At 73.0% G+C, this 21,721-nt stretch carries 20 protein-coding genes, 1 tRNA gene and 1 other RNA gene; 15 read left to right on the forward strand and 7 right to left on the reverse strand.

Annotated elements, in window-relative coordinates:
* Positions 1-156: 156 nt before the first annotated feature.
* Positions 157-513 (forward strand): hypothetical protein, encoded by a 357-nt coding sequence (locus ACZ6O2_RS15600; RefSeq protein WP_466023300.1) that lies wholly within the window; start codon positions 157-159, stop codon positions 511-513.
* Entirely contained in the window at positions 510-758 is a 249-nt protein-coding gene (locus tag ACZ6O2_RS15605) for a flavin reductase (protein WP_466023301.1), read from the forward strand. The genes ACZ6O2_RS15600 and ACZ6O2_RS15605 overlap by 4 nt, the downstream gene beginning before the upstream one ends.
* 29 nt (positions 759-787) lie before the next feature.
* On the opposite strand, the gene ACZ6O2_RS15610 is transcribed toward ACZ6O2_RS15605, so the two are convergent.
* Positions 788-1,582 (reverse strand): sulfite exporter TauE/SafE family protein, encoded by a 795-nt coding sequence (locus tag ACZ6O2_RS15610; RefSeq protein WP_350709563.1) that lies wholly within the window; start codon positions 1,580-1,582, stop codon positions 788-790.
* 385 nt (positions 1,583-1,967) lie between these two features.
* On the opposite strand from ACZ6O2_RS15610, the gene ACZ6O2_RS15615 reads away from it, so the two are divergent.
* The gene (locus ACZ6O2_RS15615) at positions 1,968-3,140 is read left to right on the forward strand and encodes a glycosyl hydrolase family 28-related protein (RefSeq protein WP_350709562.1); all 1,173 of its coding nucleotides are present in this window, start codon (positions 1,968-1,970) and stop codon (positions 3,138-3,140) included.
* A gap of 61 nt (positions 3,141-3,201) precedes the next feature.
* Here ACZ6O2_RS15615 and ACZ6O2_RS15620 read toward each other — a convergent pair.
* Positions 3,202-3,286 (reverse strand) — tRNA-Ser (locus tag ACZ6O2_RS15620).
* An 81-nt stretch (positions 3,287-3,367) separates the two neighbouring features.
* On the opposite strand from ACZ6O2_RS15620, the gene ffs reads away from it, so the two are divergent.
* From ffs to ACZ6O2_RS15665, 9 genes are all read left to right on the forward strand, one after another.
* Positions 3,368-3,458, forward strand: an RNA gene (ffs, locus tag ACZ6O2_RS15625) — signal recognition particle sRNA small type.
* A gap of 108 nt (positions 3,459-3,566) precedes the next feature.
* Positions 3,567-6,200: a DNA polymerase III subunit gamma and tau gene (locus tag ACZ6O2_RS15630; RefSeq protein ID WP_466023302.1), complete on the forward strand. Its 2,634-nt coding sequence runs from the start codon at positions 3,567-3,569 to the stop codon at positions 6,198-6,200.
* Positions 6,201-6,446: 246 nt separating this feature from the next.
* Positions 6,447-6,755 carry a YbaB/EbfC family nucleoid-associated protein gene (locus ACZ6O2_RS15635; RefSeq protein WP_218106165.1) on the forward strand — a complete coding sequence of 103 codons (309 nt, stop codon included), beginning with the start codon at positions 6,447-6,449 and terminating at the stop codon, positions 6,753-6,755.
* Positions 6,756-6,762: 7 nt separating this feature from the next.
* Complete coding sequence (recR, locus tag ACZ6O2_RS15640; RefSeq protein ID WP_350683348.1) at positions 6,763-7,356, forward strand: recombination mediator RecR; 594 nt, start codon at positions 6,763-6,765, stop codon at positions 7,354-7,356.
* A 310-nt stretch (positions 7,357-7,666) separates the two neighbouring features.
* Positions 7,667-9,331 carry an ABC transporter substrate-binding protein gene (locus ACZ6O2_RS15645; RefSeq protein WP_466023303.1) on the forward strand — a complete coding sequence of 555 codons (1,665 nt, stop codon included), beginning with the start codon at positions 7,667-7,669 and terminating at the stop codon, positions 9,329-9,331.
* Positions 9,332-9,408: 77 nt separating this feature from the next.
* Positions 9,409-10,413 carry an ABC transporter permease gene (locus ACZ6O2_RS15650; protein WP_350709556.1) on the forward strand — a complete coding sequence of 335 codons (1,005 nt, stop codon included), beginning with the start codon at positions 9,409-9,411 and terminating at the stop codon, positions 10,411-10,413.
* The gene (locus ACZ6O2_RS15655) at positions 10,410-11,378 is read left to right on the forward strand and encodes an ABC transporter permease (RefSeq protein ID WP_350709554.1); all 969 of its coding nucleotides are present in this window, start codon (positions 10,410-10,412) and stop codon (positions 11,376-11,378) included. The genes ACZ6O2_RS15650 and ACZ6O2_RS15655 overlap by 4 nt, the downstream gene beginning before the upstream one ends.
* Before the next feature lie 110 nt (positions 11,379-11,488).
* A complete protein-coding gene (locus ACZ6O2_RS15660) occupies positions 11,489-12,571 on the forward strand; it encodes an ABC transporter ATP-binding protein (RefSeq protein ID WP_466023304.1) in 1,083 nt (360 codons plus the stop codon).
* Positions 12,568-13,671: an ABC transporter ATP-binding protein gene (locus ACZ6O2_RS15665; RefSeq protein WP_466023305.1), complete on the forward strand. Its 1,104-nt coding sequence runs from the start codon at positions 12,568-12,570 to the stop codon at positions 13,669-13,671. The genes ACZ6O2_RS15660 and ACZ6O2_RS15665 overlap by 4 nt, the downstream gene beginning before the upstream one ends.
* Before the next feature lie 47 nt (positions 13,672-13,718).
* Here the strand turns inward: ACZ6O2_RS15665 and ACZ6O2_RS15670 are convergent, their stop codons facing one another.
* Complete coding sequence (locus ACZ6O2_RS15670; protein WP_466023306.1) at positions 13,719-14,174, reverse strand: hypothetical protein; 456 nt, start codon at positions 14,172-14,174, stop codon at positions 13,719-13,721.
* Complete coding sequence (locus tag ACZ6O2_RS15675; RefSeq protein ID WP_466023307.1) at positions 14,156-14,815, reverse strand: HNH endonuclease family protein; 660 nt, start codon at positions 14,813-14,815, stop codon at positions 14,156-14,158. The genes ACZ6O2_RS15670 and ACZ6O2_RS15675 overlap by 19 nt, the downstream gene beginning before the upstream one ends.
* A 108-nt stretch (positions 14,816-14,923) precedes the next feature.
* On the opposite strand from ACZ6O2_RS15675, the gene ACZ6O2_RS15680 reads away from it, so the two are divergent.
* Together ACZ6O2_RS15680 and ACZ6O2_RS15685 are read left to right on the forward strand one after the other, a co-directional pair.
* Positions 14,924-16,387, forward strand: coding sequence for an MFS transporter (locus ACZ6O2_RS15680; RefSeq protein ID WP_466023308.1), 1,464 nt, complete (start codon positions 14,924-14,926; stop codon positions 16,385-16,387).
* A complete protein-coding gene (locus tag ACZ6O2_RS15685) occupies positions 16,384-16,596 on the forward strand; it encodes a DUF1737 domain-containing protein (RefSeq protein WP_350709542.1) in 213 nt (70 codons plus the stop codon). Before ACZ6O2_RS15680 ends, ACZ6O2_RS15685 begins: the two co-directional genes overlap by 4 nt.
* Before the next feature lie 124 nt (positions 16,597-16,720).
* On the opposite strand, the gene leuA is transcribed toward ACZ6O2_RS15685, so the two are convergent.
* From leuA to ACZ6O2_RS15700, 3 genes are all read right to left on the reverse strand, one after another.
* Complete coding sequence (leuA, locus tag ACZ6O2_RS15690) at positions 16,721-18,472, reverse strand: 2-isopropylmalate synthase (protein WP_466023309.1); 1,752 nt, start codon at positions 18,470-18,472, stop codon at positions 16,721-16,723.
* A 238-nt stretch (positions 18,473-18,710) separates the two neighbouring features.
* Positions 18,711-19,262 carry a nitroreductase family protein gene (locus tag ACZ6O2_RS15695; RefSeq protein ID WP_466023310.1) on the reverse strand — a complete coding sequence of 184 codons (552 nt, stop codon included), beginning with the start codon at positions 19,260-19,262 and terminating at the stop codon, positions 18,711-18,713.
* Positions 19,263-19,347: 85 nt separating this feature from the next.
* The gene (locus ACZ6O2_RS15700) at positions 19,348-20,232 is read right to left on the reverse strand and encodes a hypothetical protein (protein ID WP_466023311.1); all 885 of its coding nucleotides are present in this window, start codon (positions 20,230-20,232) and stop codon (positions 19,348-19,350) included.
* A 223-nt stretch (positions 20,233-20,455) separates the two neighbouring features.
* Between ACZ6O2_RS15700 and ACZ6O2_RS15705 the strand changes: the two genes are divergently transcribed.
* On the forward strand, positions 20,456-21,721 hold the full coding sequence (locus ACZ6O2_RS15705; RefSeq protein WP_350709534.1) for an aspartate kinase: 1,266 nt from the start codon (positions 20,456-20,458) through the stop codon (positions 21,719-21,721).

Consider the following 21,721-nt stretch of genomic DNA (forward strand, 5'->3'; position numbering starts at 1 on the left):
GGCCCGGCACAGTTGCCCGTCCGGCCCGACGCCGTCGCCGGTCGATGCCAGCCGACCCCGCCCGCGCCTCGCCGGGAGTCCGCGCCTCGCCGGGAGCCCGTGCATCGCCGGGAGCCCGCGCCCCGCCAGGAGAACGCGCCTCGCCGGGAGCCACGGATGCCCCTGATCGTCGGCGCGACGATCCGCGTGCCGGACGACGCGTACCGCTTCGGCGAGGGACCGCTGACCCTGCGGATCACCGAGGTGCTGAGCATCGGCCCGTTCGAGGGACGGGTGTGGGCCGAGGTACGCGGCCACGAGCTCACCCCGGACGGCACCCTCCGCGCCCGCGCGCGCTTCGCCTTCGTCCGCGTCGACCGGGTCATGCTGATCCCCGCCGGCCCCGGGCCGGCCGGATCGACGACGCGACCCGCGCCCTCACCGAATTACCCGGTCTCGGTCGTCGCCGATCCGTCCGGGTCGGGCACCGGCGGCCCAGGGTCCGCGGAGGCGGCGGGGGCGGCCCGGCCGTGAGTCGACGCCGCGAGCACGTCCCGACCCGGCCCACCTGGCGCTGCCGGGCGTGCGGCATCGCCTGGCCCTGCTCGGCGGCGAAGCTGCGGCTGCTCGGCGAGTACCGTCACGACCGCGTCGCGCTCACCGGCTACCTGGCGACCCTCCAGGCCGAGGCCGCCGAGCAACTCGCCGGGCTGGACCACGACGTGAACCCCGCCGACCTGGCCGACCGCTTCGTCTCGTGGGCCCGTGCGCGCGGATGACCGGCCAGCTCACGTCGGGTGGCGCCGGCTCAGGCCAGCAGGTTGACCAGGGCGGCGAGCCCGACGACCACGATCGCGGCGCGCAGCGCCGCCGGCGGCAGCCGACGCCCCCACCGGCCGCCGACCAGGCCACCCACCACGGAACCCACGGCGATGAGCAGTGCCGGCTGCCAGGCCACCGTGCCCAGGGCGATGAACATGACCGCCGCGACCCCGTTCACCAGGCCGGCGAGCACGTTCTTGACCCCGTTGACCCAGCGCAGGTCGGTGGAGAGCAGCACCCCGAGCAGCCCCAGCAGCAGCACACCCTGGGCGGCGCCGAAGTAGCCGCCGTACACCCCGGTGGCGAACACACCGAGGAGCAGGAGCGGCCCGACCCGCCGGACCTCCCCGTCGGCGGGCGGCGGCACGTCCGCCGGGCCCTGCCGCCGGCGGGCCAGCGCCCGGGCCAGTTGCGGCTGCACCAGCACCAGCACCAGCGCCAGCCCGATCAGCGCCGGCACGATGGCCCGGAACGCCCCCGGCGGCAGCCGCAGCAGCAGCACGCCCCCGGTGATCCCCCCGAGCACGCTCGCGACGCCCAACCGCGCCAGCAGCCGGCCGTGCCCGGCCAGATCACGCCGATAGGCGTACGCCCCGGAGAACGACCCCGGCACCAGCCCGACCGTGTTCGACACGTTCGCCACCACCGGTGGAAAGCCCAGGGACAGCAGGACCGGGAAGGTCACCAGCGTGCCCGAGCCCACCACCGCGTTGATGGCGCCGGCCGCGACCCCGGCGGCCAGCACCGCCAGCATCTCGGCGGCGTTCAACATCGTGTTCATCTGTGTCCGCGCCTTCCCCGGGCCGGTCGTCGCCCTCAGGTCGCCGCCGCCCGGATATCTCGCTGTCGAGTGCGGCTGCCAGCGTATGGTTCCGGCCCTGCCGGTTGATCGACCTGCGTCGGAGATCACCACTCGACCCCGGACGCTGACGTCCCGAAGATCGCCCGTAGGGGGCAGACGGATCGGCCACCAGTTGCGATGATGACCGCCGATGCGGCGCGGGCTCCGTCGCCGCCACGGGGGATCGACACAGACGGAGAGACTTGGCGGCTCGGCGCAGGCCGGGCTGCCCCGTCGACCTGTCCGCTTCCTCCGTGCGACGGGCCACCGACGCCGCACCTCGTTCCGCCCCGGCGGCCGAGGGTCAACCAGCTCAGGAGGAAGCATGCAGGACAACCGTTCCGGCCGTCGTCATCTGCTCCGGGCCGCGATGGTCGGCGCGGGCGCCGCCGTCGCCGCGCCCGCGCTGGGCGGCATCAACCCCGCACAGGCCGCCGCGCTCGCGTCCACCGGGGCGATCCCGTGGGTCGGTCCCGCCGGCTCCGGCGCCACCTACGAGGTGGATCCGACCGTCGGCGCCCAGGCCGCCATCAACACCGCGCTGGGCAGCAGCAGCCAGCGGGCCGTCTACGTCGCGCCCGGCACCTACACGGTCAAGGCCCCGGTGGTGCTCGACGACAAGCACGCGCTGATCGGCGCCGGCCCGCTGGTCACGATCCTGCGCGCCGGCTCGGGCTTCAGCGGGGCGGCGCTGGTCGTCAACCCGTGGTCCGGCACGTACGTCGGCTCCTCCCGCCAGTGCGTGACCGACATCGGGCTCGACGCGGCGAACATCGTGGCGAACGGGATCAACTTCCAGATGAACGCCACCCCGTCCACGTACGGGCCGGACCCGGCGCCGTGGTTCACCCGGGTCTTCGTCACCCGCACCACCGGCGACGGCATCTACCTCGGCGGCACCTACTCGGGCGGGCAGCGCGAGTTCAAGCTGACCGACTGCCGGGTCGAGCACGCGGACGGCTGGGCCTACAACATCCAGTCCTCCGACGGTTTCGTCAGCGGCTGCTCCGCCCAGGGCGGTGCCGCCGGGGGCTACCTGATCAGCGGCGGCAACCTCAAGGTCTGGGGCAGCAAGGCGTACGGCACCGGTACCGCGACGACGCCGGGTCCCGCCTTCCGCATCGAGTCCGCCCGCGCCACGCTGGTGGGCTGCGAGGCCCAGGACAGCGCGGGCAACGGGTTCGAGATCGCCGCCCCGAACTGCACGCTCTCCGGCTGCACCGCCGACTCGACGGGGACCGGCAGCAGTGACCAGTACTCGGCCGGCTTCCACATCGCCGCCTCGGCCGTCAGCGTGGAGGGCGGCTCGTTCCAGCGGGCCGGCGGCGGCGGAAAGTGGATCGTCGGCGGCGCGGGCATGCGGACGGCGCTCTACCTGGCCGACGGGGCCGACTACCTCTCCGTACGGCTGGTCACCGGCGGGGCCCGGGAGACGCCGTTCCAGCGCCTGATCACCGGGACGGCGGGCTCCCACTCGTCGATCTCGGTCATCGGCTGACACCAGGGGACGTACCACGACGAAGGGCCGGCCCCTCGTGGGGCCGGCCCTTCGTCGACGGCGGAGGATACGAGATTCGAACTCGTGAGGGTGTGAACCCAACACGCTTTCCAAGCGTGCGCCCTAGGCCTCTAGGCGAATCCTCCGCAGAAGAGGATACAGGTCCCCGACGGCTCGGCCACCCCACCACCCCCTGAAGATCGACCGCCGGTCGGGTACGCTTGGCGTACCCCCCGTGCGGCGTGCATCTCGTGAACCTCCCCAGGGCCGGAAGGCAGCAAGGATAAGCGGGCTCTGACGGGTGCACGGGGGGCCTTTCTGTCTCCGGGCGCCGGTAACGTCCCTGCGGGTCAGGTCACCGGCGGGGTGGGTGGTCACCCGCGGCTGACCGGCGCAGAATGGCTCGGTCGAGAGGAGGCGGGACGGGTGGCACTGGCGCTCTACCGCAAGTACCGGCCACGCACCTTCGCCGAGGTCATCGGGCAGGAGCACGTCACCGAGCCGCTGTCGCAGGCGCTGCGCAGCGGGCGGCTCAACCACGCGTACCTCTTCTCCGGCCCCCGTGGCTGCGGCAAGACCTCCAGCGCCCGCATCCTGGCCCGTTCCCTCAACTGTGAGCAGGGTCCCACCCCGGAGCCGTGCGGGCAGTGCGAGTCCTGCCGCTCGCTGGCCACCGACGGCGCCGGCTCGATCGACGTCATCGAGATCGACGCGGCCAGCCACGGTGGCGTCGACGACGCCCGCGAGCTGCGTGAGAAGGCGTTCTTCGCGCCGGCCCGCAGCCGCTTCAAGATCTATGTCATCGACGAGGCGCACATGGTCTCGTCGGCCGGCTTCAACGCGCTGCTCAAGCTGGTCGAGGAGCCGCCGGAGTACGTCAAGTTCATCTTCGCGACCACCGAGCCGGAGAAGGTCCTCGGCACGATCAAGTCGCGGACCCACCACTACCCGTTCCGGCTGATGCCGCCGAAGGTGCTCCGGCCCTACCTGGAGCAGCTCTGCGAGGCGGAGGGCGTGGCGGTCGAGCCGGCGGTATTCCCGCTGGTGGTGCGCGCGGGCGGCGGCAGCGCCCGGGACAGCCTCTCGGTGCTCGACCAGCTCATCGCCGGGGCCGGGCCGGAGGGGGTCACCTACTCCCGCGCCGCCGCGCTGCTCGGTGTCACCGACGCCGCCCTGATCGACGAGATGTGCGACGCGCTGGCCGCCGGCGACGGGGCGGCCGCGTACGCGACCGTCGACCGGGTGGCCGAGGCCGGGCACGACCCGCGCCGGTTCGCCTCCGACCTGCTGGAGCGGCTGCGCGACCTGATCGTGCTCCAGCAGGTGCCGGACGCCGCCGCCAAGGGCCTGATCGACGGCCCGACCGACCAGATCGAGCGGATGGCCGCGCAGGCCGAGCGGCTCGGCCCGGGCACCCTGTCCCGCTGCGCCGACATCGTGCACAACGGCCTGGTGGAGATGCGCGGCACCACCGCGCCCCGGCTGCTGCTGGAGCTGATCTGCGCCAGGATGCTGCTACCCGGTGCCGACAGCACCGGCGGCCTGCTCCAGCGCCTGGAGCGCCTGGAGCGCCGGCTCACCCTCGCCGGCACCGACGCGCCGCCGGCCGCCGCCGGCCCCGCGCCGGTCACCTCCGCCCCTCCGGTACGCCCCGACACTTCCGCCGCGACCGCGGCTGCCGCCGTGCCCGACCCGGGGCCCGCCGGCCCGCCGGCGGCTGCCGCCGCTCCGTCCGGTGTCGCCGCCGCCCGCGCCGCGGCCGGGGCTGCCACCGGTTCCCGGTCGCCGGAGGCGGTCCCGGGTGCCGCGGACCCGGTGGGTGCCACCGCCGGTGGCCCGCCCGCCGATGCTCCCGCCCGCCGTGACGTGCCGCCCTCGGCGGTGATGCCCGACCCGGCCACCCCGGAACCGCCCCGCCCCGGCGCGGCTCCGGCGGGCGCGCTGGACGCCGTCGCGGTGCGCCGGGTCTGGCCGGACATCGTCGCCAAGGTCAACCGGATCAAGAAGCCGGCCGCCGCGCTGATGCGCGACGCGGTGGTCCGCGACGTGGACGGCGACACCCTGGTGCTGACCGTCAAGTCGCCGGTGCTCGCGCAGATGATGGGCAACCACACCTCGGTGCTGGCCGAGGCGCTGTACGAGGAGTTCGGCGGTCGCTGGCAGATCCGCTGCGAGGTGGCCGGCGAGCGGGGTGGCGCGTCGCTCGGTGGCCCGTCCCGTCCCGCCGCTCCGGCCCGCCCGGCCTCCCCGCCACCGGCCGCCCCCGTCCACCAGGCCCCGGGCGGCGCTGGCCCGTCCGGCAACGGCGCGGGCGGCGGCATGTCCGGCGGCCCGAGCGGTGCGGCCGGCGGGCCCGATGGCGGGGCCGGTGGGCCTCGTGCTGGCGCGGGCGGCCAGGGCGGGGCGACCCGTCCGGCGTCCGGCGCGGGTGCGGCGCGGGGCGGCACGTCCGCCGACGACGCCGAGGACTGGCCCGAGGCGGCCCGGCCCGGCGGCGCGGCCGGCGGGGGCGAGGACTGGCCCGAACCGGCCCGCCCGGGTGGCGCGGCCGGGGGGGCCGACGACTGGCCGGAACCGGCCCGGCCGGGCGGCACGTCGACGGCCACCTCGACGGCGGGCGCGGCGACGACCACCGCACCGACGGGCAGCGCGTCGGTGACCGCCGCGCAGGCCGTACCGAAGCCGGCCGGCCCCTCGGCGGCGCCGCAGCAGGCCGCGCCCGCCGGTCCCCCGGTGAGCAGCGCGATCGCGGCGGCGCGGGCGGCTGCGGCGGGGCGCGGTCCGCGGCCGGCCCAGGCGGCCCGGAAGACCGCGGACGCCGACTGGGCCGGCGAGCCGCCGTACGACCCGGACTTCGACGGGCCGGTGCGCGGCGGCGGGGGACGCCCCGGCGGCGCCCAGCCGGCGAACCCGACCTACGAGGGCTTCGACCCGGGCGACGAGCCGCTGGACGAGGTGCTCGACGAGCGGACCGCGCGGGAGTCCAGCGAGGAGCAGGCGGTACGGCTGCTGCGCGAGGCGTTCGGCGCCGAGAAGATCGACGAGGTGGACGCCCGCTAGGGCCACGGCCCGGCAGGTCGGCGTAGCGGCCGGCGTCCATCGCCGCAGAGGCCCGCGCCTGCTGTTCCGCTGCCGTCGCGGCCTGTTCCCGGGACATCCGCGTCTGCCTGCGGTCGATCCCGTGATCGTCCGCCGGGCGGGGAAGCACCGGGCGGGGCGAGGCCGCTCACAGCGGATAGGCTGAGCGGCGGCCGAGCAGACGAGTGCGAGAAGGAGCCATCCGTGCGCCCAGGTGGACAGCCGAACATGCAGCAGATGCTGAAGCAGGCGCAGAAGATGCAGCAGCAGATCGCCAAGGCCCAGGCCGAGCTCGCCGAGGCCGAGCTGACCGGCACCGCCGGGGGCGGCCTGGTGACCGCGACCGTCGCCGGCACCGGGGAGCTCAAGGCGATCAAGATCGACCCCAAGGCGGTCGACCCGGAGGATGTGGAGACCCTGGAGGACCTGGTCGTCGCGGCGATGCACAACGCCGCCGAGGCGGCCCGGGAGCTGACCGAGAAGAAGATGGGCCCGGTCACCGGCGGCATGGGCGGCCTCGGCCTGCCCGGTTTCTGAGCGGCAGATGTACGAGGGTGCCATCCAGGACCTGATCGACGAGCTGGGGCGGCTGCCGGGCGTCGGCCCGAAGAGCGCGCAGCGGATCGCCTTCCACGTCCTGTCGGCCGACCCGGCCGACGTCAACCGGCTGGCCGGCGCGCTGCGCAAGGTCAAGGAGCTGGTGCGGTTCTGCACCAGTTGCTACAACGTGGCCGAGTCCGACCAGTGCCGGATCTGCCGCGACCCGCGCCGCACCGACGAGGTGCTCTGCGTGGTCGAGGAGCCGAAGGACGTGGTCGCGATCGAGCGGACCGGTGAGTTCCGGGGCCGCTACCACGTGCTCGGCGGGGCGATCAACCCGCTGGAGGGGATCGGGCCCGACAACCTGCGCATCCGCGAGCTGATGACCCGCCTGGGCGGGGGCGCGGTGCGGGAGCTGATCCTGGCCACGGACCCGAACACCGAGGGCGAGGCCACCGCCACCTACCTGGCGTTGATGGTCAAGCCGATGGGCATCGCGGTGACCCGGCTGGCGAGCGGCCTGCCGGTCGGCGGCGACCTGGAGTACGCGGACGAGATCACCCTCGGCCGGGCCTTCGAGGGGCGCCGCGCCGTCTGATCCGCCGATCGTGGCCGGCACCGGATCTCGGTGCCGGCCACTGTCGTACGCGCTCGCACATCCACTGTGGGTTCTGACATGTGGACGATGAGCGTGTCGATACATGTAACAAATTTGCATCGGTCAACCTGGACATTTCGCCCCATTGATGGCGCTCTGGCGCTGCCTCCTGGGCGGGGCGCCCCGGTTAAGACACGATCCGGTACCAACCAGTTCGGCGACGGTTTCCCGGCGGTCCGAACGGGGGCTAAGGTCACGGCCATCGGTGACCCCTGTCACCACGTTGTCCGTACCCCCAAGGAGAAGCACCATGCGTGCATCCAGGCCGAAGGTCGCTATCGCGGCCGTCGCGGTCGCGGCCCTCGCGGTAGCAGGCTGCGCCGAGAGCGACCGTGATGACAGTTCCGGCGGTAGCAAGAAGGACACCCTCGTCTTCGGCGTAGCCGGAGACCCGAAGGTGCTCGACCCGAGCTTCGCCAGCGACGGTGAGTCGCTGCGCGTCGCACGCAGCATCTTCGAGACGCTGGTCACGCCGGAGGAGGGGGGCACGAAGATCACCCCCGGTCTGGCCGAGTCCTGGACTCCGGACGCCGCCGGCACGACGTGGACCTTCAAGCTGCGTTCCGGCGTGAAGTTCCACGACGGCACCGACTTCAACGCCGAGGCGGTCTGCAAGAACTTCGACCGCTGGTACAACGCCAAGGGCCTCATGCAGAGCCCGGACGTGACGGCGTACTGGCAGGACGTCATGGGCGGCTTCGCCAAGAACGAGGACGCGGAGCTGCCGCCGAGCCTCTTCAAGTCCTGCACCGCCAAGGACGCCACCACCGTGGACCTGGCCTTCACCCGGGTCTCCAGCAAGATCCCGGCCGCGCTGATGCTGCCGTCGTTCTCCATCCACAGCCCGACCGCGCTGGAGAAGTACGACGCCAGCAACGTGGGCGGCACCGCCGAGGACATCAAGTACCCGTCCTACGCGATGGAGCACCCGACCGGCACCGGCCCGTTCAAGTTCAAGTCCTGGGACGTCGCCAACAAGACGCTCACCATCGAGCGCAACGACGACTACGCCGGCTCCAAGGCCAAGCTGAAGACCATCATCTTCAAGACCATCTCGGACGAGAACGCCCGCAAGCAGGCGCTGCGCTCCGGCGACATCCAGGGCTACGACCTGGTCGGCCCGGCCGACGTCGAGTCGCTGAAGGGTGAAGGCTTCAACGTCCTGACCCGCCCGGCGTTCAACGTGCTCTACCTGGCCATCAACCAGAAGGGCAACCCGAAGCTCGCCGACATCAAGGTCCGGCAGGCCATCGCGCACGCCCTGAACCGGCAGGCGCTGGTCGACTCGAAGCTGCCCCCGGGCGCCAAGGTCGCCGAGAACTTCATGCCGGACACGGTCGAGGGCTGGAACGGCGACGTCGCCAAGTACGACTACAACCCGGAGAAGGCCAAGCAGCTGCTGGCCGAGGCCGGCGCGACGAACCTGACCCTGAAGTTCCACTACCCGACCGAGGTCACCCGGCCGTACATGCCGAACCCGAAGGACATCTTCGAGCTGCTCTCGGCGGACCTCAAGGCGGTCGGCATCAAGGTCGAGGCCATCCCGCTGAAGTGGAGCCCGGACTACCTCAACGCCACCACGTCCGGCAGCAAGCACGACATCCACTTCCTCGGCTGGACCGGTGACTACGGCGACGCCTACAACTTCATCGGAACCTTCTTCGACCGGCCGAAGGACGAGTGGGGCTTCACCAACAAGGCCCTGTTCGACCAGTTCAAGGACGCCGACACCACCGCCGACCAGGCGGCCCGGGTGGAGAAGTACAAGGCCCTCAACAAGGCCATCATGGAGTTCCTGCCCGGTGTCCCGGTGTCGCACTCGCCGCCGGCGATCGTGTTCGGCAAGGACGTGACCGGGGTCAAGGCCAGCCCGCTCACCGACGAGCGGCTTGAAACGGCCGAGTTCAAGTCCTGACCTGACGCAAGGCACGCGGGCGGGCGCTGTTTCGACAGCGTCCGCCCGCGACCCTCCGCACCCCTTTCGAGGCCACCGTGTTCCGGTTCATCGTCAGACGCCTGCTCCAGCTGATACCCACGCTGTTCGGGCTCTCCCTCCTGCTCTTCATCTGGCTCCGCCGACTGCCCGGCGGTCCCGAGACCGCCATCCTCGGCGAGCGCGGCACGCCCGAGATGCGTGCCGCGATCCGGCGCAACATGGGCCTCGACGAGCCGATCCTGGTGCAGTACGGCCGGTTCGTGCGGCGGCTGCTCCGCCTCGACCTCGGCACCTCGACCTCCACCAAGCGCGCGGTCACCACGGAGTTCCTGGAGCGCTTCCCCGGCACCGTCGAGCTGACCGTCATGGCGCTGGTGATCGCGATCGGGCTCGGCATTCCGCTCGGCTACCTGGCCGCCCGCCGTCGCGGCCGGATGCTCGACCACCTCTCGGTCGGCGGCTCGCTGATCGGCATCTGCATCCCCGTCTTCTTCCTGGCCTACGTGCTCAAGGCGATCTTCTCGGAGAACCTCGGCTGGTTCCCGTCCAGCGGCCGGCAGGACCCGACGCTCGGCGCCACCCGGATCACCAACTTCTTCGTCCTCGACGGCCTGATGACGCGGGAGTGGGACGCCGCCGCCGACGCGATCTGGCACCTCGTGCTGCCGGGCGTCGCGCTGGCCAGCATCCCGCTCGCGATCATCGTCCGGATCACCCGGGCCAGCGTGCTGGAGGTGCTCAACGAGGACTTCGTCCGCACCGCCGAGGCCAAGGGCCTCACCGAGCCGACCGTCCGCCGCCGGCACGTGCTGCGCAACGCGATGCTGCCGGTGGTCACCTCGATCGGCCTGCTCACCGGCGGCCTGCTCTCCGGCGCGGTGCTGACCGAGACCGTCTTCGCCTTCAGCGGCATCGGGGCGTTCATCTACGACGCCATCGGCCAGCGGGACTACCCGGTGCTGATGGGCTTCATCATGATCATCGCGGTGGTGTACGTGCTGGTGAACCTCCTGGTCGACCTCTCCTACAGCCTGATCGACCCGAGGGTGAGGGTCCGATGACGATCACCACCGGCAAGAAGAAGGAAAAGATCGACCGGCTCTCCGAGCTGGCCGCCCGGGACGACGAGCGCGGCGTCAGCCTCTGGCAGGAGGCGTTCCGCCGGTTGCGGCGCAACCCCGCGGCGATCATCGGCGCGGTCATCCTGGTGCTCTTCGTCCTGGTCGCGGTCGTCGGGCCGTTCTTCGTCCCGTACGGGCCGACCGACGCGATCGGCATCCGCGAGGGCGTGGTCAAGTCGGGCCAGGGCCTCATCCCCGGCTCCTCCGGCGACCACTGGCTCGGCTACGACCACCAGGGCCGCGACGTGTTCAGCCGGATGATCGTGGGCGCCCGGCAGACCCTGCTCGTCGGCGTGGTCTCCACGCTGATCGGTCTGGCGGTCGGCGCCCTGATCGGTGGGGTCGCCGGCGCGGCGGCCGGGCTGGGCGGCCGGTGGGGCCGGGCCGTCGACACCGCGCTCATGCGGGTCATCGACATGATGCTGGCGCTGCCCAGCCTCCTGCTGGCGGTGAGCATCGCCGCCCTGCTCGGGGCGAGCCTGACCACCGTGATGATCGCGGTCGGCGTGGTCTCCGTGCCGGTCTTCGCCCGGCTGCTGCGCGGCTCGATGATCTCCCAGGCCAACAGCGACTACGTGCTGGCGGCCACCTCGCTGGGCGTGAAGAAGTCGAAGATCGCGATCACCCACGTGGTGCCGAACTCGCTCGCCCCGGTGATCGTGCAGGCCACGCTCACCCTGGCCACCGCGATCATCGAGGCCGCCGCGCTCTCCTTCCTCGGCCTCGGCAACCCCGACACGGCCGTGCCGGAGTGGGGCGTGATGCTCGCCGACGCGCAGCCGTACCTGGGCATCCGGCCGGGGCTGGCGATCTACCCGGCGGTCGCGATCATCATCACCGCGCTCGGCTTCACCCTGCTCGGTGAGGCGATGCGCGAGGCCCTCGACCCGAAGCTGCGGAAGTAGGTCTCCATGTGTGAAGCGCGAGGAGTGAGCTTGCGAGCCCCGCAGCCGCGAACGGTAGGTCGGCTGTGTGAAGAGTTGCGAGCCCGGCAGTCTTGGACGGAGGGTCGGTAATGGCACTGCTCGAAGTGGACGACCTCTCCGTCACCTTCGCCCGGCGCGGTCAGCGCACCGTGCACGCCGTGGACGGTGTCTCGTTCTCCGTCGACGCCGGCGAGGTGGTCGGCCTGGTCGGTGAGTCCGGCTGTGGCAAGAGCGTGACCTCGCTGGCGATCATGGGCCTGCTGCCCAAGCAGCCGGGCCTGCGCGTCGGCGGTAAGGCGGTCTTCGACGGCACCGACCTGCTCCAGCTCGACGACCGGTCCCGGCGGGACATCCGCGGCCGGGACGTCGCGATGATCTTCCAGGACCCGCTGTCCTCCCTGAACCCGGTCATCCCGATCGGGTTGCAGGTGACCGAGGTGCTCGCGCGGCACCGGGGGATGAAGGGCGCGGCGGCCGAGAAGGAGGCGGCGACGCTGCTGGACCGGGTCGGCATCCCCGACCCGAAGCGGCGGTTGAAGGAATACCCGCACCAGCTCTCCGGCGGCATGCGGCAGCGCGCCCTCATCGCGATGGCGGTGGCCTGCAAGCCCCGGCTGCTGATCGCCGACGAGCCGACCACGGCGCTGGACGTCACCATCCAGGCGCAGATCCTGGAGCTGCTCAAGGAGTTGGTCCGCGACTCCGGCACCGCGCTCGTCATGATCACGCACGACCTCGGCGTGGTGGCGGGCATGTGCGACACCATCAACGTGCTCTACGCCGGCAGGGTGGTGGAGACGGCCCGCCGTCGTCCGCTGTTCCGCGAGCCCCGGCACCCGTACACCGTGGGGTTGCTCGGCTCGGTGCCCCGCCTGGACGCCGGGCGCGGGGAGCGACTGAACCCGATCCCCGGCTCGGTCCGCGACGTGCTGCCCTGGCCGGACGGCTGCGCCTTCGCGCCGCGCTGCGCCCGGCGGGTCGACGAGTGCGTGGGGGAGCCGCCCGCGCTGGTGCACGCCCACGACGGGCGCAGCTACCGCTGCGTCAACCCGGCGCCGCTGCCCGGCACCGTGCCCCCGCGGGCCGCCGCCACCGCCCGCGCGGCGGACGCTCCGGCGGCGGAGGCGACCGCGGGCCCGGTGCCCGCCCCGCGCGAGGAGGAGAAGCCGTGACCGAGAGCGACATCCTCGTCGAGGTCCGCGACCTGAAGGTGCACTTCCCGATCCGGCGGGGGGTGATCCTCGACCGGACGGTCGGGCACGTGAAGGCGGTCGACGGGGTCGACCTGCGCATCCCGCGCGGCCGGACGTACGGCCTGGTGGGCGAGTCCGGGTGCGGCAAGTCGACGCTCGGCCGGGCGCTGCTTCAGCTCACCCCGCCCACCGGCGGCGAGGTCGCCTTCGACGGCGTCGAGCTGACGAAGCTGCCGGCGGGCAAGCTGCGGTCGATGCGCCGCCGGATGCAGATGATCTTCCAGGACCCGATGTCGAGCCTGGACCCCCGGCAGAACGTCGAGTCGATCCTCACCGAGGGGTTGCAGACCCACGGCATCGGCGGCAACCGCGACGAGCGGCGGCGGATCATCAGCGAGACGCTGGACAAGGTCGGCCTGCCCCGCTGGGCGCTCTCCCGCTACCCGCACGAGTTCTCGGGCGGCCAGCGGCAGCGCATCGGCATCGCCCGGGCGCTGGTGCTCGGGCCCGACCTGATCGTCGCCGACGAGCCGGTCTCCGCGCTCGACGTGTCGATCCAGGCCCAGGTGGTGAACCTGCTCGACGAGCTCCAGGACAGCCTCGGCCTGACCTACCTGGTGATCGCGCACGACCTCGCCGTGGTGCGGCACATCTCCGACACGGTCGGCGTGATGTACCTCGGCGCGCTGGTCGAGGAGGCGCCGAGCGACCGGCTCTACACGGAGCCGCTGCACCCCTACACGCGGGCGCTGATGTCGGCGGTGCCGGTGCCGGACCCGGACGTGGAGGACCGGCGGGAGCGCATCCTGCTCGCCGGCGACCTGCCCTCGCCGGCCAACCCGCCGGCGGGCTGCCGGTTCCACACCCGCTGCCCGTGGGCGCAGCCGACCCGCTGCGCCGACGAGCGGCCGGTGCTGCGGGAGATCGGCGGGAGCCGGGTCGCCTGCCACTTCGCGGAGCGGATCGCGAGCGGCGAGCTGCGCCCGCACAAGGTCAGCGTGCAGATCACCCGCCCGATGGGCGAGGGCGAGGAGCCCCACACCGTCTCCGCCCCCAGCGAGCCCGGCTCGTACGTCTGACCCGCGGCGCGGACGCGGTCCCGCCGAGGGGCCGCGTCCGGCCGTGGTCAGCCCTCGGGGCGGTGCAGCAGGGCGACGGCGATGCCGTGCACCGCGTCCAACCCGGCCGGATCAGCCAGCGCGACCCTGCCGCCGGTGACCGTGTACCACTCGTCGGCGTCCTTGTACTGCACCGACAGCGTGACCTGGCCGTCGGCGTAGCCGGTGCGCAGGGTCAGCTCGCCGGTGACCACGCCGACCTCGTCGGTCATCACCCCGCCCGGGCCGGGCACGAGGTCGGCGGTGCGTTCCTGGGCGGCGGCCGACGCGCCGCCGGCGTCGGCGGCCATGCCCGCCCCCGGCACCGCGGTCTGCGTGGCGGCCCTCCCGTCCACCGTCATGCCGGCCGTGGTCGGCCCCGTGGGCGCGCTGCCGGCGGCCGCCGCCGCGTCCTCCCCGCCGGGATCCGGCATCTGCTCGGGAGCGGGGGTCGCCCCGGCCCCGGTCACGGCTTGTTCGCCCATGTGCAGCCCTCCAACATGTCGGTCAGGGCGGCCTTCTCGGCGGTGGTCACCGTGAGCCGCCAGTGGTGCTTGACCGTCACCCAGTTTTCGGCGTACTGGCACCAGAACGACCGGTTCGCCGGTTTCCACTGGGACGGGTCCTGATCACCCTTTGCCCGGTTGGAGTTCTTGGAAACCGCGATGAGCTGCGGTCGGTCCATGTCGTTGGCGAAGTCGCCGCGCTTGGCGTCGTCCCACTCGTCGGCGCCGGAGCGCCACGCGTTCGCCAGCGGCACCATGTGGTCGATGTCCACGTCGGACGGATCGGTCAGGGCGCGGTCGTCGTACACGCTCTCCCACCGGCCGCCGACCACGTTGCAGCCGGAGAGCCTGATGTCCTCCCCGTCGCGCTTCAGCACGCTGTCCCGCACGTCGCAGTTCTTGCCGGTGTCCCGCCAGTGCGGGAAACGCTCCCGGCTGTAGCCCTTCATCGACCCCGCGCCGGCGACGCTGAGCTGGGCCAGCTTCTGCGCGGCGTTGCCGCCGCTGCTGCTCGGCGGGGCCTCCGGCTCGTCGACGGGGACGCAGCCGGCCGCGCCGAGCGCCAGCGCCGCGGCCAGCGCGGCCGTCACCGCGACGCGCGGTCCTGATCTGGTACGCACAGACGACACCTCTCCAGCTTGGGGGCTCCCGGCGATCCCGCACAGTACCCGGGCATGGTTTCGGCGTTTCGTGGCGTCTCTCATATGGTGCGGGGAAGATTGGACGCCATGACCGACTCCGCGCCCGCGCTCCGGCTGGGCACCGCCCACGGTCGGGGCACCCTGCTCGCCGCCGTCCTCGCCTCCGGCATGGTCTTCCTGGACAGCACGGTGGTCAATGTGGCGCTGCCCCGGCTCGGCGCGGAACTCGAGGCCACCGTCGCCGGTCTCCAGTGGACGGTCAACGGATACCTGTTGATGCTCGCCGCCTTCGTCCTGCTCGGCGGCGCGCTCGGCGACCGCTTCGGGCGGCGGCGGGTCTTCCTGCTCGGGGTGGTCTGGTTCACCGCCGCCTCGCTGCTCTGCGGCCTGGCCCAGGGCACGGAGTGGCTGATCGCGGCCCGTTTCCTCCAGGGCGCCGGCGGCGCGCTGCTGACCCCGGGCTCGCTGTCGGTGCTCCAGGCCAGCTTCCACCCCGACGACCGGGGGCGGGCGATCGGCGCCTGGTCGGGGCTGTCCGGCGTCTCCACCGCGCTCGGCCCGTTCATCGGCGGCTGGCTGATCGACGCGCTTTCCTGGCGGTGGATCTTCTTCCTCAACCTGCCGCTGGCCGTGCTGGTGGTGCTCGCCGCGCTGCGCTGGGTGCCGGAGAGCCGGGACGAGGCCACCTCCCGCACCCGGGCGGCCGGCCGGCGCCGGCGCTTCGACGTGGCCGGCGCGCTGCTCGGCGCGCTCGCCCTGGCCGGCGTCACGTACGCGCTGATCGACGCCCCGGCGCGCGGCTTCGACTCGGCGCCGGTGCTGGTCGCGGCGCTGCTCGGGGCGGCCGGCGCGGTGGCCTTCGTGCTCGTCGAGCGGCGCCGGGGCGACACCGCGATGTTGCCCACCGGGCTGTTCGGCAGCCAGCTCTTCTCCGTGCTGAACGTCTTCACCGTGCTGGTCTACGCGGCGCTCGGCGGCTTCACCTTCTTCCTCGCCGTCTACCTGCAGAACGTGGTCGGCTGGTCGGCGCTGCTCACCGGGGTCGCGATGCTGCCGACGACCGTGCTGCTGCTGGTCGGCTCGGCGCGGGCGGGCGCGCTGTCGGCGCGGATCGGTCCCCGGCTGCCGCTGACCGTCGGGCCGGTGGTCGCCGCCGCCGGGCTGGTGCTGCTGCGGGGCGTCGGCCCGGACGCGTCGTACTGGCGGGACGTGCTGCCCGGGGTGGCGCTCTTCGGGGTCGGGCTGACCCTGGTGGTGGCGCCGCTGACCGCGTCGGTGCTGGCGGCGGTCGACGACCGGTTCGCCGGCGTGGCGAGCGGCTTCAACAACGCGGCGTCCCGGGCCGGCGGCCTGCTCGCGGTGGCGGCGCTCCCGCTGCTGGTCGGGCTCTCCGGCACCGGCTACGAGCAGGCGGGCGAGCTGACCGGCGCCTACCAGGACGCGATGCTCTGGTGCGCCGGCCTGCTGCTGGCCGGCGCGGCGTTGGCCGCCCTGCTCATCCACCGCCCGCGCCGCCGAGAGCCCCGAGGAAGCGGTACGGTCGCCGCGTGACGGATCAGGACAACGCGTCGCCCCGCCTGCGCTACCGCCTGCTCACCGGGCCGGACGACGCCGACTTCTGCCGGCGCGTCAGCGAGGCGCTCGCCGACGGGTACCGGCTGCACGGCTCGCCCGCGATGACCTTCGACGGTGAGCGGGTCGTGGTCGCCCAGGCGGTGGTGCTCGCGGACGGCTGGGCGGCCGACGTCACCCCCGTCTGATCACGGCAGCGCCGACGGCGCGACCCGCCGGGCGTACGACGCCTGCGGCGGCTCGGGCGTGTGGCGACGTGCGGAAGGGCCCCCTGCGATCGCCAGGCGTCGGCAGGGAGCCCTTCCTCGCGCGTCAGGCGCGGGCGCGGTTGACGGCGCTCGTCACGGCCTTGATCGAGGCGGTGACGATGTTGGCGTCGGTGCCTACGCCCCAGACCGTACGACCGTCGACCTCGCACTCCACGTACGCGGCGGCCTGCGCGTCCCCGCCGGAGGAGAGCGCGTGCTCGTGGTAGTCGAGCACCCGCACCGCCACGCCCACCGACTGGAGCGCGTTGACGTACGCGTCGATCGGGCCGTTGCCGACCGCGGTCAGCGAGTGGGCCTCGCCGCCCAGGCCGACGCGGGCCTCGATCTCGACCTTGCCCTCGGGGGTGCCGATGGCGTAGCCGTCCAGGGTGAGCGCCGGGTCGGCCTGGTGGTCGAGCAGGTAGTGCCCCGCGAAGATCTCCCACATCGTGCCCGGGTCGACCTCGCCGCCGTCGTGGTCGGTGACCTGCTGGACCACGCCGGAGAATTCGATCTGGAGCCGGCGCGGCAGGTCGAGCTGGTGCTCGCTCTTCATGATGTACGCGACGCCGCCCTTGCCGGACTGCGAGTTGACCCGGATGACCGCCTCGTAGGTGCGGCCCAGGTCCTTCGGGTCGATCGGCAGGTAGGGCACCGCCCAGGTGAAGTTGTCGACGGGCACCCCGGCCGCCGCCGCGTCCGCCGTGAGGGCGTCGAAGCCCTTCTTGATCGCGTCCTGGTGGGAGCCGGAGAAGGCGGTGTAGACCAGGTCGCCCGCGTACGGGTGGCGCTCGTGCACCGGGAGCTGGTTGCAGTACTCGACGGCCCGCTTCACCTCGTCGATGTGCGAGAAGTCGATCATCGGGTCGATGCCCTGGGAGAACAGGTTCAGGCCCAGCGTCACCAGGTCGACGTTGCCGGTGCGCTCGCCGTTGCCGAACAGGCAGCCCTCGACCCGGTCCGCGCCGGCCAGCAGGCCCAGCTCGGCGGCGGCCACGCCGGTGCCCCGGTCGTTGTGCGGGTGCAGGCTCAGCACCAGGCTGTCCCGCCGGGGCAGGTGCCGGTGCATCCACTCGATCGAGTCGGCGTAGACGTTCGGCATCGCCATCTCGACGGTGGCGGGCAGGTTGACGATCAGCTTCCGGTCCGGCGTCGGGTCGACCACCTCGATGACCTTGGCGCAGACCTCCAGCGCGTACTCCAGCTCCGTGCCGGTGTACGACTCCGGCGAGTACTCGTAGTGGATGTCGGTGTCCGGGGTGTGGATCTCCGCGTACTTCTGGCAGAGCCGCGCGCCCTGGGTGGCGATGTCCGCGATGCCGTCGCGGTCCAGCCCGAAGACCACCCGGCGCTGGAGCGTGGAGGTCGAGTTGTAGAAGTGCACGATCGCGCGCCGCGCGCCGCGCAGCGACTCGAAGGTGCGGTCGATCAGGTGCTCCCGGCACTGGGTGAGCACCTGGATCGTGACGTCCTCCGGGATCAGGTCCTGCTCGATCAGCTGCCGGACGAAGTCGTAGTCGGTCTGGCTGGCCGAGGGGAAGCCGACCTCGATCTCCTTGTAGCCCATCTGCACCAGGAACTGGAACATCCGCCGCTTGCGATCCGGCGACATCGGGTCGATGAGCGCCTGGTTGCCGTCGCGCAGGTCCACCGCGCACCAGCGCGGCGCGGTCTCGACGTGCCGGGTCGGCCAGGTGCGGTCCGGCAGGTCGATGCGGAACTGCTGCTGGTAGGGCTGGTAACGGTGGTACGGCATCCCGCTGGGGCGCTGCCGGGCGATCGGATCGGTCTCCGCGTCGGTGACGGGTTGAGCCATGACGAAGTGCTCCCCTTGAACATGTGGCGTCAGCAATCGGAAGGTGTCGGCGAGGTGCCGGGGCGACGGTGCCCGGGCGGTGCCGATGGGAAGTTCGGATGTGCTGGACGGCGCGGTTCGACTCCGCGACGAGGTGCCGGCCTTCAGGCCTCGTCGCGGCGACCAAGGAGGAGGTACGCCCGCCACATGACCAGGTAACCCTACGTGGTGGGACGAGTCGCGGGAAGGACGGTCCGGACTATGAGACGCACTTCGCATTCCCGCTGGTCAGCACGATCTCGGTCAGGGGGAGGCGGCGGCGCAGGCCGGTCTCCGACCCGAGCAGGTCGGCGGGCAGGCTGAGCGGGTCGCCGAGCCGCCCGACGGCCACCACCACGTGCGGCCGTACGCCGGCGGGCAGGTCGAGGTCGGCGGCCAGGCCGGCGCGGTCCAGGCCGCGCAGTTGGCGCACGTGCAGCCCGAGCGCCGTGGCCTGCACGGTGAGGTGGGCGATGGCCTGACCCAGGTCGTAGAGGTGCCCGGCGGCCCCGGTCAGGTGGGTGCCCAGCAGCAGGGCGGAGGCGCGCTGGGCCCACCGCTGGTCCGGCTCCGGCAGGTTCACCAGGATCCGCTTGAACGTCTCGTCGTCGCGGTGCCCGAGGACGAACCGCCACGGCTGGACGTTGCCGGCCGACGGCGCCCAGCGGGCCGCCTCGATCAGCGTCGACGCGTGGTCGGCGGCCAGCTCCGCCGTCGGGTCGAAGGACCGGGGGCTCCAGCGGAACGCGAGCAGCGGGGTGAGGTCGACCATGCGACGAGTGTCCCGTACGGCCGTTTCGGCAACTAAGGGAGGTATGTCCAAATGTGGCGAAAAGCACCCGTAACGTGCGGCCGGGTCAGAGCGTTCCCGCGCTCGGGCTGTCGGCCGGCTCCGGCGCCGCCGTACCGAGCGGCTCGCCGTCCACCACGGGACCGGCGAGCTGCACGGTCGCCGGGGCCGGCCCGGGCGGCCCGGCCAGGGTGAGCGTGCCGAACGCCGTGCGCACCGCGGTGGGCGTGCCGTCGGGGCCGTAGCAGTAGATGCCCACGTCCAGCGGGGCGTTGATCGAGGCCGAGGTGGTCTCCACCGAGTAGCACGCACCCGACGCCCCGGGCAGGGGCTGGGCGGGTGACACGGCGAGCGGGGCGCGCCGGTCGGTCAGCACGTCCAGCCAGTCGGTGAACGGGTGCTGCACCCGTGGGTCCAGCCGGCGGGGCACCGCGTCGTCCCGGTCGCCGAGGCGTACGCAGCTCGCCGGCTCGGGCCGGGCGGCGGACGGCAGGGCGCACTGGAACAGCCCGTCGGCGGTGGCGGCGAGCGAGACGTCCGCGGTGCCGCCGAGCGCGCCGCCCGGGACGTCGACCCGCCAGGTGCCGTCGTTCGCGCTGGTCACCATGATCGTGCGGTCCGGGGCGTCCGGGCTGCGCAGCGTGTAGCCGGCGACCATATGCCGGTCCTGCGCCGCCGCGGCCAGCGCGGCCAGCGCGTCGCGCGCCGCGTCCATCCCCACCGGGACGGGCGTCGACGTGGCGGGCGGTGGCGTGACCGGCTCGTCGGCGGTGCAGGCGACGAGGAGCGCCGGCAGGGCGAGCGCGAGCGGGCCGGCGAGGCGTCGGGCCGGCCGCGCCGCCGTGCGGAGGCCGGCGGCGGGGGCGCGGACCTCCTCGGCCGCGGCCTTCCCGACCCGGGCGGACTGACGGTCGCGCCCGTGGGGGCCGGCCGGACTCAGGTGGGCGTGCACCGGGTCATTCTGCGGCCCGGGAACGGCGCGCGGGGACCCCTGCCGCCCCGTCCGCCCGGCGTGTCGCGCGCCACGCCCCCCGCGTCGGCCGGGCCGGATCGTGGGATCACCTGACCCGACCGAGCCGGTCGACCGATACCCTGAAGGCGTCTGACACGCGCCGCCGGCCCCGACCGGCGGCGTCGGCACGCTCAGGGTCGTCGCTGGGAGGGAGCGCACCGTCGTGGCACTCGTGGTGCAGAAGTACGGCGGGTCCTCCGTCGCCAACGCCGAGCGGATCAAGCGCGTGGCCGAGCGCATCGTCGCCGCGCGCAAGGCCGGCGACGACGTCGTGGTGGTGGTCTCCGCCATGGGGGACACCACCGACGAGCTGCTCGACCTGGCCAACCAGGTCAGCCCGCTGCCGCCGGGCCGCGAGCTGGACATGCTGCTCACCGCCGGGGAGCGGATCTCCATGGCGCTGCTCGCCATGGCCATCCACAACCTGGGGTACGAGGCCCGCTCGTTCACCGGTTCGCAGGCCGGCGTGATCACCACGTCGGTGCACGGCCGGGCGCGGATCATCGACGTCACGCCGGGCCGGCTCAAGGGCGCGCTCGACGAGGGCGCGGTGGTGATCGTGGCCGGCTTCCAGGGCGTCTCCCAGGACACCAAGGACGTCACGACGCTGGGCCGGGGCGGTTCCGACACCACCGCGGTGGCGCTGGCCGCCGCCCTGCACGCGGACGTCTGCGAGATCTACACCGACGTCGACGGCGTCTTCAGCGCCGACCCGCGGATCGTCCCCGACGCGCGGCACATCAAGCAGATCACCTACGAGGAGATGCTGGAGCTGGCCGCCTGCGGCGCCAAGGTCCTGCACCTGCGCAGCGTGGAGTACGCCCGCCGGGCGGGCTTGCCGATCCACGTCCGTTCGTCATACTCGACCAACACCGGCACGATGGTCACCGGATCGATGGAGGACCTTCCTGTGGAGCAAGCACTGATCACCGGGGTCGCCCACGACCGCAGCGAAGCCAAGATCACGATCGTGGGGGTGCCCGACGAGCCGGGCGCCGCCGCGCGGATCTTCGACACCGTGGCCGGTGCCGAGATCAACATCGACATGATCGTGCAGAACGTCTCCACCGAGGGCACCGGGCGCACGGACATCTCCTTCACCCTGCCCAAGACCGACGGCCCGACGGCCATGGCCGCGCTCAGCAAGATCCAGGAGTCGGTCAAGTTCAGGGGCCTGCTCTACGACGACCACGTCGGCAAGGTGTCGCTGATCGGGGCGGGCATGCGCTCGCACCCCGGCGTCGCGGCCGGCTTCTTCGCCGCCCTGGGCGCGGCCGGCGTGAACATCGAGATGATCTCCACCTCGGAGATCCGGGTCTCCGTGGTCTGCCGCGACACCGACCTGGACGCCGCTGTGCGCGCCATCCACGAGGCGTTCGACCTCGGCGGCGACACCGAGGCCGTCGTCTACGCGGGGACGGGACGGTAG

This window comes from Micromonospora sp. NPDC048040, assembly GCF_055587185.1.